This window comes from Clostridioides sp. LIBA-2809, assembly GCF_056688965.1.
Genome location: NZ_CP197004.1, coordinates 20,972 through 38,503, shown reverse-complemented (window position 1 = coordinate 38,503; position 17,532 = coordinate 20,972). Strand labels below are relative to the sequence as shown.

9 protein-coding genes, 35 tRNA genes, 4 rRNA genes, 1 other RNA gene and 1 other annotated feature are annotated in these 17,532 nt (G+C 37.8%); of the genes, 1 reads left to right on the top strand and 48 read right to left on the bottom strand.

The window, feature by feature from the left end; genetic code table 11:
* Position 1 precedes the first annotated feature (1 nt).
* From ACTG44_RS00340 to ACTG44_RS00160, 37 genes are all read right to left on the bottom strand, one after another.
* Positions 2 to 77: transfer RNA gene (locus ACTG44_RS00340), tRNA-Gln, on the bottom strand.
* 9 nt (positions 78 to 86) lie between these two features.
* A tRNA-Arg gene (locus ACTG44_RS00335) sits at positions 87 to 163 on the bottom strand.
* Between the two features lie 24 nt (positions 164 to 187).
* Positions 188 to 262: transfer RNA gene (locus ACTG44_RS00330), tRNA-Gly, on the bottom strand.
* Positions 263 to 286: 24 nt separating this feature from the next.
* A tRNA-Leu gene (locus ACTG44_RS00325) sits at positions 287 to 370 on the bottom strand.
* A gap of 9 nt (positions 371 to 379) precedes the next feature.
* Positions 380 to 464 (bottom strand) — tRNA-Tyr (locus ACTG44_RS00320).
* A 14-nt stretch (positions 465 to 478) separates the two neighbouring features.
* Positions 479 to 553: transfer RNA gene (locus ACTG44_RS00315), tRNA-Thr, on the bottom strand.
* Positions 554 to 564: 11 nt separating this feature from the next.
* Positions 565 to 641 (bottom strand) — tRNA-Asp (locus tag ACTG44_RS00310).
* A gap of 5 nt (positions 642 to 646) precedes the next feature.
* Positions 647 to 722, bottom strand: a tRNA-Val gene (locus ACTG44_RS00305).
* A 5-nt stretch (positions 723 to 727) separates the two neighbouring features.
* Positions 728 to 801: transfer RNA gene (locus ACTG44_RS00300), tRNA-Gly, on the bottom strand.
* Positions 802 to 810: 9 nt separating this feature from the next.
* Positions 811 to 885, bottom strand: a tRNA-Glu gene (locus ACTG44_RS00295).
* A 15-nt stretch (positions 886 to 900) separates the two neighbouring features.
* Positions 901 to 976, bottom strand: a tRNA-Met gene (locus ACTG44_RS00290).
* A 15-nt stretch (positions 977 to 991) separates the two neighbouring features.
* A tRNA-Leu gene (locus ACTG44_RS00285) sits at positions 992 to 1,077 on the bottom strand.
* Positions 1,078 to 1,082: 5 nt separating this feature from the next.
* Positions 1,083 to 1,157: transfer RNA gene (locus ACTG44_RS00280), tRNA-Asn, on the bottom strand.
* Between the two features lie 6 nt (positions 1,158 to 1,163).
* Positions 1,164 to 1,237, bottom strand: a tRNA-Cys gene (locus tag ACTG44_RS00275).
* A 6-nt stretch (positions 1,238 to 1,243) separates the two neighbouring features.
* Positions 1,244 to 1,319: transfer RNA gene (locus tag ACTG44_RS00270), tRNA-Lys, on the bottom strand.
* An 8-nt stretch (positions 1,320 to 1,327) separates the two neighbouring features.
* Positions 1,328 to 1,404, bottom strand: a tRNA-His gene (locus ACTG44_RS00265).
* 6 nt (positions 1,405 to 1,410) lie between these two features.
* Positions 1,411 to 1,487: transfer RNA gene (locus ACTG44_RS00260), tRNA-Pro, on the bottom strand.
* A gap of 22 nt (positions 1,488 to 1,509) precedes the next feature.
* A tRNA-Ile gene (locus ACTG44_RS00255) sits at positions 1,510 to 1,586 on the bottom strand.
* A gap of 14 nt (positions 1,587 to 1,600) precedes the next feature.
* Positions 1,601 to 1,674 (bottom strand) — tRNA-Met (locus ACTG44_RS00250).
* Positions 1,675 to 1,680: 6 nt separating this feature from the next.
* Positions 1,681 to 1,756 (bottom strand) — tRNA-Phe (locus ACTG44_RS00245).
* Positions 1,757 to 1,759: 3 nt separating this feature from the next.
* Positions 1,760 to 1,848 (bottom strand) — tRNA-Ser (locus ACTG44_RS00240).
* A 16-nt stretch (positions 1,849 to 1,864) separates the two neighbouring features.
* Positions 1,865 to 1,937: transfer RNA gene (locus tag ACTG44_RS00235), tRNA-Lys, on the bottom strand.
* A gap of 9 nt (positions 1,938 to 1,946) precedes the next feature.
* Positions 1,947 to 2,022: transfer RNA gene (locus ACTG44_RS00230), tRNA-Gln, on the bottom strand.
* A gap of 7 nt (positions 2,023 to 2,029) precedes the next feature.
* A tRNA-Arg gene (locus tag ACTG44_RS00225) sits at positions 2,030 to 2,106 on the bottom strand.
* Positions 2,107 to 2,136: 30 nt separating this feature from the next.
* A tRNA-Leu gene (locus ACTG44_RS00220) sits at positions 2,137 to 2,220 on the bottom strand.
* A 10-nt stretch (positions 2,221 to 2,230) separates the two neighbouring features.
* Positions 2,231 to 2,315, bottom strand: a tRNA-Tyr gene (locus tag ACTG44_RS00215).
* Between the two features lie 14 nt (positions 2,316 to 2,329).
* Positions 2,330 to 2,404, bottom strand: a tRNA-Thr gene (locus tag ACTG44_RS00210).
* Between the two features lie 11 nt (positions 2,405 to 2,415).
* Positions 2,416 to 2,492, bottom strand: a tRNA-Asp gene (locus tag ACTG44_RS00205).
* A 5-nt stretch (positions 2,493 to 2,497) separates the two neighbouring features.
* Positions 2,498 to 2,573: transfer RNA gene (locus ACTG44_RS00200), tRNA-Val, on the bottom strand.
* Between the two features lie 5 nt (positions 2,574 to 2,578).
* Positions 2,579 to 2,652: transfer RNA gene (locus ACTG44_RS00195), tRNA-Gly, on the bottom strand.
* A gap of 9 nt (positions 2,653 to 2,661) precedes the next feature.
* Positions 2,662 to 2,736: transfer RNA gene (locus ACTG44_RS00190), tRNA-Glu, on the bottom strand.
* 15 nt (positions 2,737 to 2,751) lie between these two features.
* A tRNA-Met gene (locus ACTG44_RS00185) sits at positions 2,752 to 2,827 on the bottom strand.
* Positions 2,828 to 2,842: 15 nt separating this feature from the next.
* A tRNA-Leu gene (locus ACTG44_RS00180) sits at positions 2,843 to 2,928 on the bottom strand.
* 5 nt (positions 2,929 to 2,933) lie between these two features.
* Positions 2,934 to 3,008, bottom strand: a tRNA-Asn gene (locus tag ACTG44_RS00175).
* 6 nt (positions 3,009 to 3,014) lie between these two features.
* Positions 3,015 to 3,131, bottom strand: a 5S ribosomal RNA gene (gene rrf, locus ACTG44_RS00170).
* 182 nt (positions 3,132 to 3,313) lie between these two features.
* A 23S ribosomal RNA gene (locus tag ACTG44_RS00165) occupies positions 3,314 to 6,210 on the bottom strand.
* A gap of 282 nt (positions 6,211 to 6,492) precedes the next feature.
* Positions 6,493 to 7,995: ribosomal RNA gene (locus ACTG44_RS00160) — 16S ribosomal RNA — on the bottom strand.
* Together the 16S, 23S and 5S rRNA genes with 34 tRNA genes alongside form the textbook arrangement of a ribosomal RNA operon.
* 508 nt (positions 7,996 to 8,503) lie before the next feature.
* On the opposite strand from ACTG44_RS00160, the gene ugtA reads away from it, so the two are divergent.
* Positions 8,504 to 9,709 (top strand): glycolipid MHDRG biosynthesis glycosyltransferase UgtA, encoded by a 1,206-nt coding sequence (gene ugtA / locus ACTG44_RS00155; RefSeq protein ID WP_021382451.1) that lies wholly within the window; start codon positions 8,504 to 8,506, stop codon positions 9,707 to 9,709.
* Positions 9,710 to 9,777: 68 nt separating this feature from the next.
* On the opposite strand, the gene ACTG44_RS00150 is transcribed toward ugtA, so the two are convergent.
* The 11 genes from ACTG44_RS00150 to rrf (ACTG44_RS00100) all read right to left on the bottom strand — a co-directional run bounded on the left by ACTG44_RS00150 (position 9,778) and on the right by rrf (ACTG44_RS00100) (position 17,426).
* Positions 9,778 to 9,999 carry a hypothetical protein gene (locus tag ACTG44_RS00150; protein WP_021382448.1) on the bottom strand — a complete coding sequence of 74 codons (222 nt, stop codon included), beginning with the start codon at positions 9,997 to 9,999 and terminating at the stop codon, positions 9,778 to 9,780.
* Between the two features lie 141 nt (positions 10,000 to 10,140).
* A complete protein-coding gene (gene recR / locus ACTG44_RS00145) occupies positions 10,141 to 10,740 on the bottom strand; it encodes a recombination mediator RecR (RefSeq protein WP_479917853.1) in 600 nt (199 codons plus the stop codon).
* 12 nt (positions 10,741 to 10,752) lie between these two features.
* A complete protein-coding gene (locus tag ACTG44_RS00140) occupies positions 10,753 to 11,103 on the bottom strand; it encodes a YbaB/EbfC family nucleoid-associated protein (protein WP_021382454.1) in 351 nt (116 codons plus the stop codon).
* A 58-nt stretch (positions 11,104 to 11,161) separates the two neighbouring features.
* Positions 11,162 to 12,799, bottom strand: a complete 1,638-nt coding sequence (gene dnaX / locus ACTG44_RS00135) for a DNA polymerase III subunit gamma/tau (protein WP_479917852.1) — start codon at positions 12,797 to 12,799, stop codon at positions 11,162 to 11,164.
* A gap of 76 nt (positions 12,800 to 12,875) precedes the next feature.
* Positions 12,876 to 13,140, bottom strand: an RNA gene (gene ffs, locus ACTG44_RS00130) — signal recognition particle sRNA large type.
* Positions 13,141 to 13,177: 37 nt separating this feature from the next.
* A tRNA-Ser gene (locus tag ACTG44_RS00125) sits at positions 13,178 to 13,269 on the bottom strand.
* Positions 13,270 to 13,725, bottom strand: coding sequence for a nucleoside deaminase (locus ACTG44_RS00120; protein ID WP_479917851.1), 456 nt, complete (start codon positions 13,723 to 13,725; stop codon positions 13,270 to 13,272).
* A gap of 326 nt (positions 13,726 to 14,051) precedes the next feature.
* On the bottom strand, positions 14,052 to 15,323 hold the full coding sequence (gene serS, locus ACTG44_RS00115; RefSeq protein WP_479917850.1) for a serine--tRNA ligase: 1,272 nt from the start codon (positions 15,321 to 15,323) through the stop codon (positions 14,052 to 14,054).
* 124 nt (positions 15,324 to 15,447) lie between these two features.
* Positions 15,448 to 15,653 (bottom strand) — a binding site (T-box leader).
* Positions 15,654 to 15,780: 127 nt separating this feature from the next.
* Positions 15,781 to 16,662: a mechanosensitive ion channel family protein gene (locus ACTG44_RS00110; RefSeq protein ID WP_479917849.1), complete on the bottom strand. Its 882-nt coding sequence runs from the start codon at positions 16,660 to 16,662 to the stop codon at positions 15,781 to 15,783.
* Between the two features lie 11 nt (positions 16,663 to 16,673).
* On the bottom strand, positions 16,674 to 17,183 hold the full coding sequence (locus ACTG44_RS00105) for a 3H domain-containing protein (RefSeq protein WP_479917848.1): 510 nt from the start codon (positions 17,181 to 17,183) through the stop codon (positions 16,674 to 16,676).
* A 126-nt stretch (positions 17,184 to 17,309) separates the two neighbouring features.
* Positions 17,310 to 17,426: ribosomal RNA gene (gene rrf, locus ACTG44_RS00100) — 5S ribosomal RNA — on the bottom strand.
* Positions 17,427 to 17,532 lie beyond the last annotated feature (106 nt).

Genomic DNA, 17,532 nt, shown 5'->3' with positions numbered 1-17,532 from the left:
TTGGCTGGGGATGCAGGACTCGAACCTACGCATACATGAGTCAAAGTCATGTGCCTTACCGACTTGGCTAATCCCCAATATATATGTGGTGAGCGCACAGGGATTCGAACCCCGGACACACGCCTTAGAAGGGCGTTGCTCTATCCAGCTGAGCTATGCACCCACATTACAATATAAACACAAAATTTGGAGCGGGAAACGAGATTCGAACTCGCGACTTCAACCTTGGCAAGGTTGCGCTCTACCACTGAACTATTCCCGCTCGTTTATTAAATTGAATAAAAAATGGTGCGGATGAAGGGAGTCGAACCCCCACGCCAATGGCGCTAGATCCTAAGTCTAGTGCGTCTGCCAATTCCGCCACATCCGCGCATTTTTTTGGTGGAGGATGGTGGATTCGAACCACCGAAGTCGATGACAACAGATTTACAGTCTGCCCCCTTTGGCCGCTCGGGAAATCCTCCGTATTAATTTTACATGGAGCTGGTGATAGGAATCGAACCTACAACCTGCTGATTACAAGTCAGCTGCTCTACCGTTGAGCCACACCAGCATTTTTTGTTTTGGCGACCTGGAAGGGGTTCGAACCCTCGACCTCCAGCGTGACAGGCTGGCATTCTAACCAACTGAACTACCAGGCCGCAAATGGTGGGACCAACAGGGCTCGAACCTGTGACCCCCTGCTTGTAAGGCAGGTGCTCTCCCAGCTGAGCTATGGTCCCATTTTTGGAGCGGGTGAAGGGGATCGAACCCTCACAGCTGGCTTGGAAGGCCAGAACTCTACCATTGAGCTACACCCGCATATTTAATTGGTGACTCGTAGGGGAATTGAACCCCTGTTACCGCCGTGAAAGGGCGGTGTCTTAACCTCTTGACCAACGAGCCATTTTAATATTTTAATGGTTGCGGAGGCAGGACTCGAACCTACGACCTTCGGGTTATGAGCCCGACGAGCTGCCAACTGCTCCACTCCGCGATATTGTTTTATAAGTGCCGAAGACCGGAATCGAACCGGTACGAGAGGTAAGTCCCGCAGGATTTTAAGTCCTGTGCGTCTGCCAGTTCCGCCACTTCGGCTTTTTTGGCTCCAAGGGTGGGGCTCGAACCCACAGCCTACCGGTTAACAGCCGGTTGCTCCACCGTTGAGCTACCTTGGAATATATTGGAGGCGACACCCAGATTCGAACTGGGGATCAAGGAGTTGCAGTCCACTGCCTTACCACTTGGCTATGTCGCCGCCTTTTGGTGATCTATCCGCGACTCGAACGCGGGACACCCTGATTAAAAGTCAGGTGCTCTACCGACTGAGCTAATAGACCATATTAGTTGGGGTGGATAATGAGAGTCGAACTCACGACCTCCAGAGCCACAATCTGGCGCTCTAACCAACTGAGCTATACCCACCTTAATTGGTCGAGGTGAAGGGACTCGAACCCCCGGCCCCATGGTCCCAAACCATGTGCGCTACCAAACTGCGCTACACCTCGAAGTTATTTGCTTAATTTAATGTGGTGGGCCATCAGGGACTCGAACCCCAGACCTACCGGTTATGAGCCGGGCGCTCTAACCAACTGAGCTAATGGCCCACATTAAATTTTAGTAGCGGTAATAGGAGTCGAACCTATGACCTTTCGGGTATGAACCGAACGCTCTAGCCAACTAAGCTATACCGCCATATTTTGGTGCCCAGAGGCGGAATCGAACCACCGACACGGGGATTTTCAGTCCCCTGCTCTACCGACTGAGCTATCTGGGCATTTGGCGGAGAGGGTGGGATTCGAACCCACGGCCCCTTTCGAAGTCACTGGTTTTCAAGACCAGCTCCTTAAACCACTCGGACACCTCTCCATATTCTACTTCACAATGATTCATCCGAGGATCGAACTCGGGACACCCTGATTAAGAGTCAGGTGCTCTGCCAGCTGAGCTAATGAACCTAATTTTAATGGCTGGGGATGCAGGACTCGAACCTACGCATACATGAGTCAAAGTCATGTGCCTTACCGACTTGGCTAATCCCCAATATATGTGGTGAGCGCACAGGGATTCGAACCCCGGACACACGCCTTAGAAGGGCGTTGCTCTATCCAGCTGAGCTATGCACCCACAATTATATATGTACAAATTAAATAAAAATGGTGCGGATGAAGGGAGTCGAACCCCCACGCCAATGGCGCTAGATCCTAAGTCTAGTGCGTCTGCCAATTCCGCCACATCCGCGCATTTTTTTTGGTGGAGGATGGTGGATTCGAACCACCGAAGTCGATGACAACAGATTTACAGTCTGCCCCCTTTGGCCGCTCGGGAAATCCTCCGTATTAATTTTACATGGAGCTGGTGATAGGAATCGAACCTACAACCTGCTGATTACAAGTCAGCTGCTCTACCGTTGAGCCACACCAGCATTTTTTGTTTTGGCGACCTGGAAGGGGTTCGAACCCTCGACCTCCAGCGTGACAGGCTGGCATTCTAACCAACTGAACTACCAGGCCGCAAATGGTGGGACCAACAGGGCTCGAACCTGTGACCCCCTGCTTGTAAGGCAGGTGCTCTCCCAGCTGAGCTATGGTCCCATTTTTGGAGCGGGTGAAGGGGATCGAACCCTCACAGCTGGCTTGGAAGGCCAGAACTCTACCATTGAGCTACACCCGCATATTTAATTGGTGACTCGTAGGGGAATTGAACCCCTGTTACCGCCGTGAAAGGGCGGTGTCTTAACCTCTTGACCAACGAGCCATTTTAATATTTTAATGGTTGCGGAGGCAGGACTCGAACCTACGACCTTCGGGTTATGAGCCCGACGAGCTGCCAACTGCTCCACTCCGCGATATTGTTTTATAAGTGCCGAAGACCGGAATCGAACCGGTACGAGAGGTAAGTCCCGCAGGATTTTAAGTCCTGTGCGTCTGCCAGTTCCGCCACTTCGGCTTTTTTGGCTCCAAGGGTGGGGCTCGAACCCACAGCCTACCGGTTAACAGCCGGTTGCTCCACCGTTGAGCTACCTTGGAATATCCACGTGGCTATGTCCTACTCTCCCAGGCAGTTTCCCACCAAGTACCATCAGCGCTAAAGAGCTTAACTTCTGTGTTCGGAATGGGAACAGGTGTATCCTCTTTGCTATTATAACCACATATTGCCTATTTATAAGACAAGTATTATATTAACATCTTTATTTTTAAATGTCAATAGTTTTAAAGTACTAAATAGTAATTGTTTTTTATGATATATACCATATTAATTGAAGTTAGTACTTTACATAGAGTTAACACTCTAAAAACTACACATATATTTTACTGAATGAACATCAAATAATTTGGTCAAGTCCTCGACCTATTAGTATCGATAAGCTAAATACATTGCTGCACTTACACCTTCGACCTATCAACCAGATAGTCTTTCTGGGGTCTTACCCTTGCGGTGGGAAATCTTATCTTGAAGTTGGCTTCGCGCTTAGATGCTTTCAGCGCTTATCCATTCCGTACATAGCTACCCAGCCATGCCCTTGGCAGAACAACTGGTACACCAGAGGTACGTCCATCCCGGTCCTCTCGTACTAAGGACAGGTCTTCTCAAATTTCCTACGCCTGCGACGGATAGGGACCGAACTGTCTCACGACGTTCTGAACCCAGCTCGCGTACCACTTTAATGGGCGAACAGCCCAACCCTTGGGACCTACTACAGCCCCAGGATGTGATGAGCCGACATCGAGGTGCCAAACCTCCCCGTCGATGTGGACTCTTGGGGGAGATAAGCCTGTTATCCCCAGGGTAGCTTTTATCCGTTGAGCGATGGCCCTTCCACGCAGAACCACCGGATCACTAAGTCCGATTTTCATCCTTGCTCGACCTGTATGTCTTGCAATCAAGCTCTCTTTTGCCTTTACACTCTACGTACGATTTCCGACCGTACTGAGAGAACCTTTGAGCGCCTCCGTTACCTTTTGGGAGGCGACCGCCCCAGTCAAACTGCCCACCTGACAGTGTCCCAAGACCAGATTCATGGCCTATGGTTAGAGTCCCAGTACTACAAGGGTGGTATCCCAAGGATGGCTCCGCCAAAACTGGCGTCCTGGTTTCAAAGCCTCCCACCTATCCTGTACATGTAGTACCAAGACCCAATGTCAAGCTACAGTAAAGCTCCATGGGGTCTTTCCGTCCTGTCGCAGGTATCCGGCATCTTCACCGGAATTACAATTTCACCGAGTCTGTTGTTGAGACAGTGCCCAAATCGTTACGCCTTTCGTGCGGGTCGGAACTTACCCGACAAGGAATTTCGCTACCTTAGGACCGTTATAGTTACGGCCGCCGTTTACTGGGGCTTAAGTTCACTGCTTCGATTGCTCTAACAGATCCCCTTAACCTTCCAGCACCGGGCAGGCGTCAGCTCCTATACATCGTCTTGCGACTTAGCAGAAACCTATGTTTTTGGTAAACAGTCGCTTGGGCCTATTCTCTGCGGCCACCGGATGGTGGCACCCCTTATCCCTAAGTTACGGGGTCATTTTGCCGAGTTCCTTAACAACAGTTCTCTCGCGGGCCTTAGGATACTCTCCTCACCCACCTGTGTCGGTTTGCGGTACGGGTACCTTTAACCTCGATAGAGACTTTTCTTGACAGTGTGAAATCAGCTACTTCGCTACTAAATTTCGCTCCCCATCACATCCCAGCATTATCAAAGCGGATTTACCTACTCTGACTGCCTCAATGCTTGGGCACACATAACCAACAGTGTGCTTAGCTTATCCTACTGTGTCATCCCATCTCTCAAACGGTTATCGGTAGTACAGGAATATCAACCTGTTGTCCATCACCTACGCCTTTCGGCCTCAGCTTAGGTCCCGACTAACCCAGGGCGGACGAACCTTCCCCTGGAAACCTTGGGTTTACGGCCTGTGGGATTCTCACCCACATCTCGCTACTCATGCCAACATTCTCACTCCCATACTGTCCACATGTCCTTACGGTCATGCTTCAACCCGTATGGGAAGCTCCCCTACCCATCATAATGATGCCGTAGCTTCGGTAGTAAGTTTTAGCCCCGGAAATCTTCGGCGCAGGATCACTCGACCAGTGAGCTATTACGCACTCTTTGAATGAGTGGCTGCTTCTAAGCCAACATCCTGGTTGTCTGTGCAATCCCACATCCTTTACCACTTAACTTACATTTAGGGACCTTAGCTGACGATCTGGGCTGTTGCCCTTTCGACTATGAATCTTATCACCCACAGTCTGACTCCCAAGTATAAGATGACGGCATTCGGAGTTTGATAGTCTTCGGTAGGTGCAATACCCCCTAGGACATTCAGTGCTCTACCTCCGTATCTCTCACCTTGAGGCTAGCCCTAAAGCTATTTCGGGGAGAACCAGCTATCTCCGGGCTCGATTGGAATTTCACCGCTACCCACAAGTCATCCCCGAGCTTTTCAACGCTCGTGGGTTCGGACCTCCACGAAATTTTACTTTCGCTTCATCCTGCTCATGGGTAGGTCGCCCGGTTTCGGGTCTACGTCAAGTAACTGAACGCTCAGTTAAAACTCGCTTTCGCTACGGCTCCACACCTTAAGTGCTTAACCTTGCTACTTAACGTAACTCGTTGGCCCGTTCTACAAAAAGTACGCGGTCACACAAGAAATGTGCTTCCACAGCTTGTAAGTGCAGGGTTTCAGGTTCTATTTCACTCCCCTCCCGGGGTTCTTTTCACCTTTCCCTCACGGTACTATACGCTATCGGTCACTAGGTAGTATTTAGCCTTGGAGGGTGGTCCCTCCTGCTTCCCACAGGGTTTCACGTGTCCCGTGGTACTCTGGATCATATCTGAAGTCTTCTCGTTTAACATACAGGACTATTACCTTCTGTGGTGGGTCTTTCCAAACCTCTTCAATTACGATACCTCTTCGTTATGATATGTCCGCAACCCCAATAAAGAAAACTTTATTGGTTTGGGCTATTCCGCGTTCGCTCGCCGCTACTTACGGAATCGAATTTCTTTCTCTTCCTTCAGGTACTTAGATGTTTCAGTTCCCTGAGTTCCCCTCATTAAGCTATGTATTCACTTAATGATACTTAGACATTACTCTAAGTGAGTTTCCTCATTCGGAAATCTTCGGATCAAAGTTTACGTGCAACTCCCCGAAGCTTATCGCAGCTTATCACGTCCTTCATCGGCTCCTAGTGCCAAGGCATCCGCCCTGCACCCTTAATAACTTGACCAGTTAAAAAGGTTTGATAGATTAAAGTCTATCAACTTGATAATTTTAAAAAGTTATCAGCTTTATATATTACAAATTAGATGTCATATCACTAAATATATATGCAGTTTTCAAAGTGCTAACGCACAGCGCCAACGGATAAATCCCGTTGCTTAAAGTGCTAACGCACGTCGCCAACAAACAAACTTCGCATGCGCTCAGTTTATTCTGTTGCTTAAAGTGCTAATTTTGAGTATTCGTAAAAACGAACCCTCAAAATTAAACAGTAGGTAATTCTCCTTAGAAAGGAGGTGATCCAGCCGCACCTTCCGATACGGCTACCTTGTTACGACTTCACCCCAGTTATTGATTCCACCTTCGACGACTTCTTCCAAAAGGTTAGATAATCGGCTTCGGGCGTCTCCAACTCCCGTGGTGTGACGGGCGGTGTGTACAAGACCCGGGAACGCATTCACCGCAGCATTCTGATCTGCGATTACTAGTAACTCCAGCTTCATGTAGGCGAGTTTCAGCCTACAATCCGAACTGAGAGTAGCTTTAAGGGATTAGCTCCACCTTACGGCTTGGCAACCCTCTGTACTACCCATTGTAGCACGTGTGTAGCCCTAAGCATAAGGGGCATGATGATTTGACGTCATCCCCACCTTCCTCCAGGTTATCCCTGGCAGTCTCTCTAGAGTGCCCAACTTAATGATGGCAACTAAAGACAAGGGTTGCGCTCGTTGCGGGACTTAACCCAACATCTCACGACACGAGCTGACGACAACCATGCACCACCTGTCACCAATGTCCCCGAAGGGAAGTCTCCGATTAAGGAGATGTCATTGGGATGTCAAGCTTAGGTAAGGTTCTTCGCGTTGCTTCGAATTAAACCACATGCTCCGCTACTTGTGCGGGTCCCCGTCAATTCCTTTGAGTTTCACTCTTGCGAGCGTACTTCCCAGGCGGAGTACTTAATGCGTTAGCTGCGGCACCGAGGGGGGTAACCCCCGACACCTAGTACTCATCGTTTACAGCGTGGACTACCAGGGTATCTAATCCTGTTTGCTCCCCACGCTTTCGTGCCTCAGCGTCAGTTACAGTCCAGAGAGCCGCCTTCGCAACTGGTGTTCCTCCTAATATCTACGCATTTCACCGCTACACTAGGAATTCCACTCTCCTCTCCTGCACTCAAGTCTCCCAGTTTCAAGAGCTTACTACGGTTGAGCCGTAGCCTTTCACTCCTGACTTGAAAGACCGCCTACGCACCCTTTACGCCCAGTAAATCCGGATAACGCTAGCCCCCTACGTATTACCGCGGCTGCTGGCACGTAGTTAGCCGGGGCTTCCTCCTCAAGTACCGTCATTATCTTCCTTGAGGACAGAGTTTTACGACCCGAAGGCCTTCATCACTCACGCGGCGTTGCTGCATCAGGCTTTCGCCCATTGTGCAATATTCCCCACTGCTGCCTCCCGTAGGAGTTTGGACCGTGTCTCAGTTCCAATGTGGCCGATCACCCTCTCAGGTCGGCTACTGATCGTCGCCTTGGTAAGCCGTTACCTTACCAACTAGCTAATCAGACGCGGGTCCATCCTGTACTGGCTCACCTTTGATATTTAAGAGATGCCTCTCAAATATGTTATCCCGTATTAGCATACCTTTCGGTATGTTATCCGTGTGTACAGGGTAGGTTACCCACGCGTTACTCACCCGTCCGCCGCTCTTTACCGAAGTAAATCGCTCAACTTGCATGTGTTAGGCACGCCGCCAGCGTTCATCCTGAGCCAGGATCAAACTCTCAAATAAAAGTTTATCAGGCTCAGATACTATTGTTATCAAAATATCTGGCTTTATGGTTTGTTTCTTAATATAAATTAACCTACTGTTTAATTTTCAATGTTCGTGTTTATTTCTTTTTCCTTTTTTCAAGGACAAGTAATACTATATCACCTTTATTTATCTAAGTCAATATAATTTTTCATTTTTTTTAATTTTTTATTTATCATATATTTTTTATATTCAAATTTTTAAATTTAATACTGTTTAGAAGTGTTTATTTCATAAAACTAATATATATTCTATGCTCAATTTTCCTTTTTATTCTATAATTAAATTTTTTATTTATAATGGATATTTATAATAGCACATATTTTATAAGATTAATTTACATTTCTTTCACTTGTAATTTTTGTAATCTTGTATTAGATTAATATTAAAAAATAATTTATTAATAATTTGATTTACAATGACAATTTATATATATCAAAATATAATATCATACAAATACTATGCTACATTTTAGGAGGATTTTATTATGAGCAAAAAAGTATTAATAATGTCTGCTTCCACTGGTGGTGGACATAATAGAGCTGCTCTAGCTATTAAAGAAGAACTTACTTCCAAAACACTTGATGGAGAGCCAATTGAATGTGAAATAATAGATAGTTTAAAATTAGTTAATAACACAATGGATAAGATAATTTCAAGAGGATATGAAAAGTCTGCTATATATACCCCCAAAGCATATGGAAGTGTATATAGATTATCTGAAACGAATCTTTTATCAAAAAATGAATTTAAAGACAATTTAATAATAACATTTATGGCAAAAAAATTTAAAAAACTTATTAGAAGCACAAAGCCAGATTTGATTATAGGAACGCATCCTTTTCCAATGATTGCACTTAGTACATTGAAAAAAAACTTTAACTTACATAATAATGAATCCAATACTTATACAGAGTATTTTTATAAACATCATACAAATACTATCAATGTACCTCCACTTATTTCTGTATTAACTGATTATACTACGCATTCTACATGGATACAAAACGAAATTGATTATTATATAGTTGGTCATGAATATGTAAAAGAATTATTGGTATTTGATGGGGTTGAACCTAGTAAAATTAGAACTTTTGGAATTCCTGTTGAAAAATCATTTCTTTCTCACAGAGATAAAGAAATTGTTCTTTCTGAGTTGAATTTATCTCCTGATAAATTGACTGTTTTACTTATGGGTGGTAGTTTTGGAGCTGGAAATATAAAAGAAACATTAGATGAACTATTAGATACTGATAGAGATTTTCAGATACTTGTAATAACTGGTAGAAATGAAAGTTTAAAAGAAAAAATCGAAAAAAAACTTATGTCTCGTTCTCATAATAAAAATGTATGTGTTCTTGGATATACTAATAAAATGAATGATATTTTAGCTTCTATAGATGTCTTGGTAAGTAAACCTGGTGGTCTTACTACAACTGAAGCACTCTTAAAAGATGTGCCTATGATAGTTCCATATTATATACCTGGTCAAGAAGAAGAGAATCTAGATTTTTTATCTAATTGTGGTGCAGCACTTAGAACTACAAAAAAGTATAATTTATCAATATTATTAAAAGTTTTAATAGATGACCCAAGTAGGTTAGAAATGTTAAAAAGAAATATTAAATCAATAAGAAAATCAAATTCAGCCCAAAATATAGCTAATTTGATTTTAAGTATAATTTCTAATTAATAAAATAAATAAAATCCCTATAGTATATATTATCTATTAGGGATTTTTTATTTTCTAATTATTTAATATTAAATTGGTTCATAAAAGTCTTCTTCATAATCATACTGATAGTTTTTATAATTATTTCTGAATTCAGTATTTTTGTTTCGTACACTTTTCTTGGTTTTTTTCTTATTAGAAAAGTTTATATCATCAAAATCATCATATTTAGGTTTATCTTTTGATTTCATTTTTTTAACTCTTTTTTCTTTCATTGCATTATGTTCTTCTAAGTTCATAATTGGTTTCATGTTGCACCCCTATCAAAATTTTTAAATGATTTATACAACAAATTATACAATACAGAAGAAATTTATTCAACAAATCTAAATCAAAATTAATTTGAAATTAACACCAAAAAATTACAAAAATCGAGGTATTAACCTCGATTTTTATATCTCTCTTCTACCTTCTAATGCTTTTGATATTGTAACTTCATCTGCATACTCTAAATCTCCTCCAACAGGAAGACCATGAGCTATCCTAGTAACTTTAATTCCCATTGGCTTTACTAATCTAGCAATATACATAGCTGTGGCTTCTCCTTCAATAGTAGGATTTGTTGCCATTATTATTTCTTTAACTTCTTGATTTCCAAGCCTTTGTATAAGTTCCTTTATTTTTAGCATATCTGGACCAATTCCATCCATTGGAGAAATTACTCCATTTAATACATGATAATGACCCTTAAACTCTCTCGTTCTCTCCATAGCTGCTACATCTCTTGGATCTTCTACAACACATATGACACTAGAGTCCCTATTTTTATTTGAACACATACTACATGGATCTGTATCTGTTATATTACAACAAATTGAACAATATCTTATTTCTCTTTTTGCATCTATAATCGCTTTAGATAAAGCTTCTACATCATTAGTATTCATACTAATAATATGAAATGCCAATCTTTGAGCAGTCTTTCTCCCCACTCCGGGAAGCTTTGAAAATTCTTCTATAAGTCTCGTTATTGGACCTGTATAAACTTGCATAAATATCACCTACTAGAATAACCCTGGTATATTCATACCTCCAGTTACCTTATTCATTTGATTTGCTTGTATATCATCAATATTTCTCAATGCTTGATTTATTGCACTTAAAACTAAATCTTGTAGCATTTCTATATCATCTGGGTCAACTACTTCTGGTTTAATAGTTATATCCAAAACTTCTTTCTTACCATTAACTTTTACAGTAACTGCTCCTCCGCCAACTGAAGCTTCTACTTCTTTATTTTCTAACTCTTGTTGAGCTTTTTGCATATTTTCTTGCATCTTTTGAGCCTGTTTTAATAAATTGTTCATATTTCCACCACCAGGCATCATTCCGCCTCCAAAACCTTTTTTAGCCATAAATACTATTCCTCCTAAACTTATTTTCATTTTATTATTATATCATAATAATATTTTATTATTTACTTTCATTTTCATCAATACTATCTTTTATTTCTAGTATCTCTTCATTTACTATGTTCTTTAAAATCTCTTCACCAATGTCTTTTTTCTCTTTAACTTCAAGATTTATATCTTTAACTTCTGATGTCAACACTATTTTCACATTAAAACTTCTATTTAAAACATCTCTTATTATTTTTTCTAGATAATTTATTGTATCTTGGGAGCTTAGTCTAGTTTTTGCAAAATCAAATTTATCATCAAATATAACGTATAACATATTAGAATATACATTAAAACTTTTTACCTCACTTAAAAGTGCATATATTGGCATTTTTTTATCTTTTTTAATTTGTTTAAGTATATTCTTCCAAGATGACTCTATAAGTATAACATCCTCATTTTTTACCTCTTCATAAACTACATTTTCTTTTTTTACATTTATGTCTCTATCTACATCATATTCTTTTTCTTTACTATTATCCTGTTTTGAAACTTTAAAGCTACCCAATTCAATCATTTTTTCTAAGTTTTCAACTCTTTTAATAAGAGCTTCTTTACTTTCATCAAACATTGGTTGAGCAATCTTCATCATAGTTATTTCCACCAAGACCCTTGGATTTGAAGATGACTTTATATCATCTTGAGTTGCTGATAACACATTTAAAATTCTTATTAAATCATTTATATCTATATCTTCAGATTGAAATTTAAGTTGTTCTATAGTTTCTTCTGGTAATGAAATTATTTCATCTAATTCTGATGATACTTTACATACCATTAAATTTCTAAAATGATCAATCAAATCATTTATAAGGTTTCTTATATCTTTTCCCCATAAAACAAATTCATTTAATATCTCAAGAGATTTTTTAGTATTTTGTTCTACAATACATTGAGACAATTCAAATAATTGTTCTATATTGACGCTTCCCATCAATTCAACAACATCTTTATAATCTATTTTATTCTCTCCAAATGACATACATTGGTCTAATATACTAAGAGCATCTCTAAGTGCTCCTTGAGAATTCCTAGATATTAAGTTAAGAGCTTTATCATCTATATCAATTCCTTCATCTTCACAAATCCTTTTCATTCTAAGAGTCATGTCCTTAACTGTAACTCTTTTGAAATCGTATCTTTGGCATCTCGATAAAATAGTTGCAGGTATCTTGTGAGGTTCAGTAGTAGCCAATATAAAGATTACATATGAGGGAGGCTCCTCTAATGTTTTTAATAGTGCATTAAAAGCTCCTTGAGACAACATATGAACCTCATCTATTATATATACTTTATATTTAGCATTAGCTGGAGAATATTTCACACTTTCTCTAAGTTCTCTTATATCATCTACACTGTTATTTGATGCTGCATCTATTTCTACAACATCCATTGTATTGTCCTTTAATATAGATTCACATATCTCACACTCATTACAAGGTTCTTCATTTATTTTATTTAAACAGTTAACTGCTCTAGAAAAAATCTTTGCAGTAGATGTCTTACCAGTACCTCTTGTACCGCAAAACAAATAAGCATGTCCTATATTATCATTGTATATTTGATTTTTTAAAGTCTTAATAATATGATCTTGACCAATAACGTCCTCAAACTTTTGTGGTCTATATGCTCTATATAATGCTTTATGCATCTTTTTACCTCTCTTTAGTAAAATTAATAAAAAAATCCCTCATTATCTAAGGGATTAGTCTTTTATATATTAAATGCTGTACACCATCTATCGACTTAATTCCATAGGCGTTACCAAAACAGTTAGCTCAACTTAGGCACCCCCGCGGCACACAAAAGTGATCACTTACCGCTGCTTCCTTCCGGATCTGACGGGGTTCATGAGCTTTCATTGCGCAGGACCTAAGCATCAACACCACTTATTTAGGGCGGCCCTACAGAAAATAAGCCTTTAGATGGAATTCAATCCTGCTATAGCGGATTGCAGGTTACAGGGCACCGCTACCTCCCCATCTAGTACAGCAAAATTACAACCATATTTAATTACTTTTATTGTTTCTGGCGGAGAGAGTGGGATTTGAACCCACGATACAGTTTTACCCATATACTCGCTTTCCAGGCGAGCGCCTTCGACCACTCGACCATCTCTCCTTAATCTCTTTTTCTTAATGCCTTAAAAAATTCTTGCAATATGATCGAGCATTCTTCTTGCAAAACATCAAAAGCCACTTTTACATTATTATTATTAAAATAATCTAATTTAAACTCATGCTGTTTTTCTATATATGAATTTTTTACATGTCTTGTCCCTATTATAAGCTTTTTTATTCTAGAATTAACTATTGCACCACTACACATTATGCAAGGTTCCATTGTAACATATAAATCACAATCAGTCAACCTCCAGCCACCTATTTTTTCTGATGCTTGTTTTATCGCCAACATTTCTGCATGAGCTGTAGAATCTTTTAATGTTTCTGTAAGGTTATGGGCTCTAGCTATTATTTCATTATCTTTAACTATAATAGCACCTATTGGTGTTTCTCTTTTATTATATGCTTTATATGCTTCCTTTAATGCTTCTTTCATATAAAATGAACTTTCCATAATTCCTCCCAAAACTTATAACAAACTTATCTTATCATAATTCATTTTATAATTCAACTTAATTTTATTTTGTTTATTTAATTATTAATAGATATAGCTATATTTTATTTAAATTAGTTCTAAAATAATCTTTATTCATTTACATAAGTGTTGATTTATAAAGATATTTAGTATTTTATGATAAACATTCTGTTATATAAATTGACATAAAAAAGCTATGAAATTTAATAATTATATTAATAATTTCATAGCCTTTTTAATTTATTGTTCATTCATAGTATATCTTTTATATTAAAATATCTTTCTACATATGATATTAAATAGAATTATCTTATAACATCAACACCCATATAAGGTCTTAATTCTTCTGGAACTACTACAGAACCATCTGCTTGCTGATAATTTTCTAATATAGCAGCTAAACATCTTCCTATAGCTAATCCAGAACCATTTAAAGTATGAACATATTCTGCTTTTGATTTTTTATCTCTTTTAAATCTTATTCCAGCTCTTCTAGCTTGGAAGTCTTCAAAGTTTGAACAAGAAGATATTTCTACATATCTATTGTAACTTGGCATCCAAACTTCTAAATCATATTTAAATGCAGCTGTGAATCCTAAATCTCCTGTACATATTTTTACAACTCTATATGGAAGACCTAACATTTGTAGCATAGTTTCAGCATCATGAGTTAATGATTCTAATTCATCATAAGAATCTTCTGGTTTAACAAATTTAACTAACTCAACTTTATTAAATTGATGTTGTCTAACTAAACCTCTTGTATCTCTTCCTGCTGAACCTGCTTCAGATCTAAAACAAGGAGTATATGCACAATATTTAATTGGAAGTTCTGCGACATCTAATATTTCATTAGCATGTATATTAGTAACAGGTACTTCAGCTGTTGGTATTAAGAAATACTCTAGTCCTTCTATCTTAAACATATCTTCTTCAAATTTAGGAAGTTGACCTGTACCTATAAAACTATTTCTATTAGCCATAAATGGAGGTAAAACTTCTGTATATCCATGTTTAGCTGTATGAGTATTTAAAAAGAAATTCATTAAAGATCTTTCTAGTCTAGCACCTAGACCTCTATATAGAGTAAACCTTGAACCAGTTATTTTTCCAGCTCTTTCAAAATCTAATATACCTAGACCAGTACCAATATCCCAATGTGCTTTATGCTCGAAATCAAATTTAGTAGGTTCTCCCCAAGTTCTTACTTGAACATTATCTTCATCTGTTTCGCCTTGTGGTACCTCAGGATGAGGAACATTTGGTATTCTCATCAATGTGTATTCCATTTTTGCTTCTACTTCTTTTACTTTTTCATCAATACCTTTTATCTTGTCTGATAACTCTTTTAATCTTGCTTTTTCTTCTGTTACATCTTTTCCTTCTTTTATTAATTGTGGTATATTTTTAGAATTTACATTTAATTCATTTTTCATAACTTCAACTTCTTGAAGTATTTCTCTTCTTTTATTATCTAATTCCACTACAGCATCAAGGTCAAATTCTTTTTCACCTCTTCTATCCATAGCTTTCTTGATATCATCTAAATTTTCTCTTATTCTTTTAATATCTAACATATTAATTCCTCCTAATAATTTTGATAATCTAAATTATAATTCCAATTAATTTACAAGTATTATAGCTATAAACCTTTAGTTTAAACAAATTTGAGAAATAAAAAAAGACCTCCGTTTACCCTATAAAAGGGACGAAAATCTTTTATCCGCGTTGCCACCCTAATTGATTATACTAAAGTGTATAATCCTCTCAGACCTATAACGTAGGTAAACGTCTAGCTTTAACTAGAAGCTCTAGAGTAGATTCAAAAACCATTGTAATGAGTTCTCACCATCCACTCATTCTCTGAATACAATCTGTTTTTTACTATTTTCCTTCACCGCTTTTTAACTAATTGTTTTATTTGATAATCATTATATTATATATATTAACATCTTTCAATACTATTATTCAAATTTTTTTAGAATTTTCTTTAATTTTTTATATTAAATTCATTTTTTTTATTTAATTAAAATTCTATCTTTTATCCATTGTATTTAAATTGCTTATATTATTAAATAACAATGAAGAAGGAACAAATGGAACTTTTATATTATTTTCATCAAATTTATTTTTGACTTTTTCCATTATATCAAAGTATACATCCCAGTAATCATCAGTTTTAACCCATGGTCTAGCAACTATTTGCATGGTATTATTTCCTATAGAGTTTAAACCTATTATAGGTTTTGGGTCATCTAATATTCTTTTTTCATTTGTAAAAATTTCATTCAATATAGACTTAACTACATCTATATCACTATCATAGGAAATATTATAAGAAAAATCTATTCTTCTTTTATTTTGATGTGTGTAATTAATTATATTATTACTTGTCAATTGAAAATTTGGTATAATTATGGTTTTATTATCTGGAGTTTTTAGAACAGTACTAAATATCTGTATATCAGAAACTGTACCTTCTACACCTGAACCTTGAATATAATCACCTATGTTAAATGGCTTAAAAAATAAAATAATCATACCTGAGCCTAGGTTTGATAATATTTCTTTAAATGCTAAACCTATACTAAATCCAGCAGCTCCTAATACAGCTACAACTGAAGTAGTTTGTATTCCTATAATTCCCAAACTTATCAATGATATAATAGATAGCATAGATATATATATTCCATATACAATGAAATTATTTACACCTTTACTCATTCCATATTTGATTAAAAACTTTGAAACCATCTTTCTTACTATCTTAGATATATAGATACCTATTACAAATACAATTATTGCATATATAATATTTGGTATATTATCACTAAAGTTATTAAGCATATTTTCTAAAGTTCTCTTAGTTATATTACTATTTGTTGAAGCAGTCTTAGCCAATGATAAAAAATTCATTTAACTCCTCCTTATGATAATATTCCTCTGTCCTCTAATTCTTTTGTTATAGCTTCTATAGTCTCTTCTTTTAGCGCCTCAACTGTATGAATATGACTACATTCTGTCAGAACTGATAACTGCTTAAATTCATTTGTCTCAACCTTCTTCATGAAATTATCTATATCCATCTTAGAATAAATGTTAAGTTCTGCAGTTATCTGACCATATGTTGGATGATTTACAATGACATCTTTTACAATCCCACCTAAATCTACAATAATCTTTAATTCATCATAAATTTCTTTAGAGTTCTTGTGATTCTTACATTTTATTTGTTTTGTAAAATATGGTTGATTATATATTATATATCCTTGAGGTGTAGCTATTATTTCAAATCCTCTAGCTCTTATAAGGGCTATATCTTGTACTATTACTTGTCTACTTACATTTAATATCTCAGCTAGCATTCCACCTTTTACAGGGCACTTAGATTCTTTTAAAATATCTATTAATTTGCTTCTTCTTTCATCAGAATTCATATTACACCTTCTTTCTAAATCAAAAACTTTACCTATACTATATAATTCTATATTTTATCTTATTATAAATCAATATTGACTTTATATTCTATTTAATCTTAAATTTTATTGCAAATAAAAAAGATTACGTGGCTACGTCCTACTCTCCCAGGCAGTTTCCCACCAAGTACCATCAGCGCTAGAGAGCTTAACTTCTGTGTTCGGAATGGGAACAGGTGTATCCTCTCTGCTATTGTAACCACATAATCTCTATGCTTAATATATCTATTAAGTTATTAGAATCTAGTAATACTAGTTTCTTTAGAGTTAGCACTCTAAAAACTACACATATATTTTACTGAATGAACAT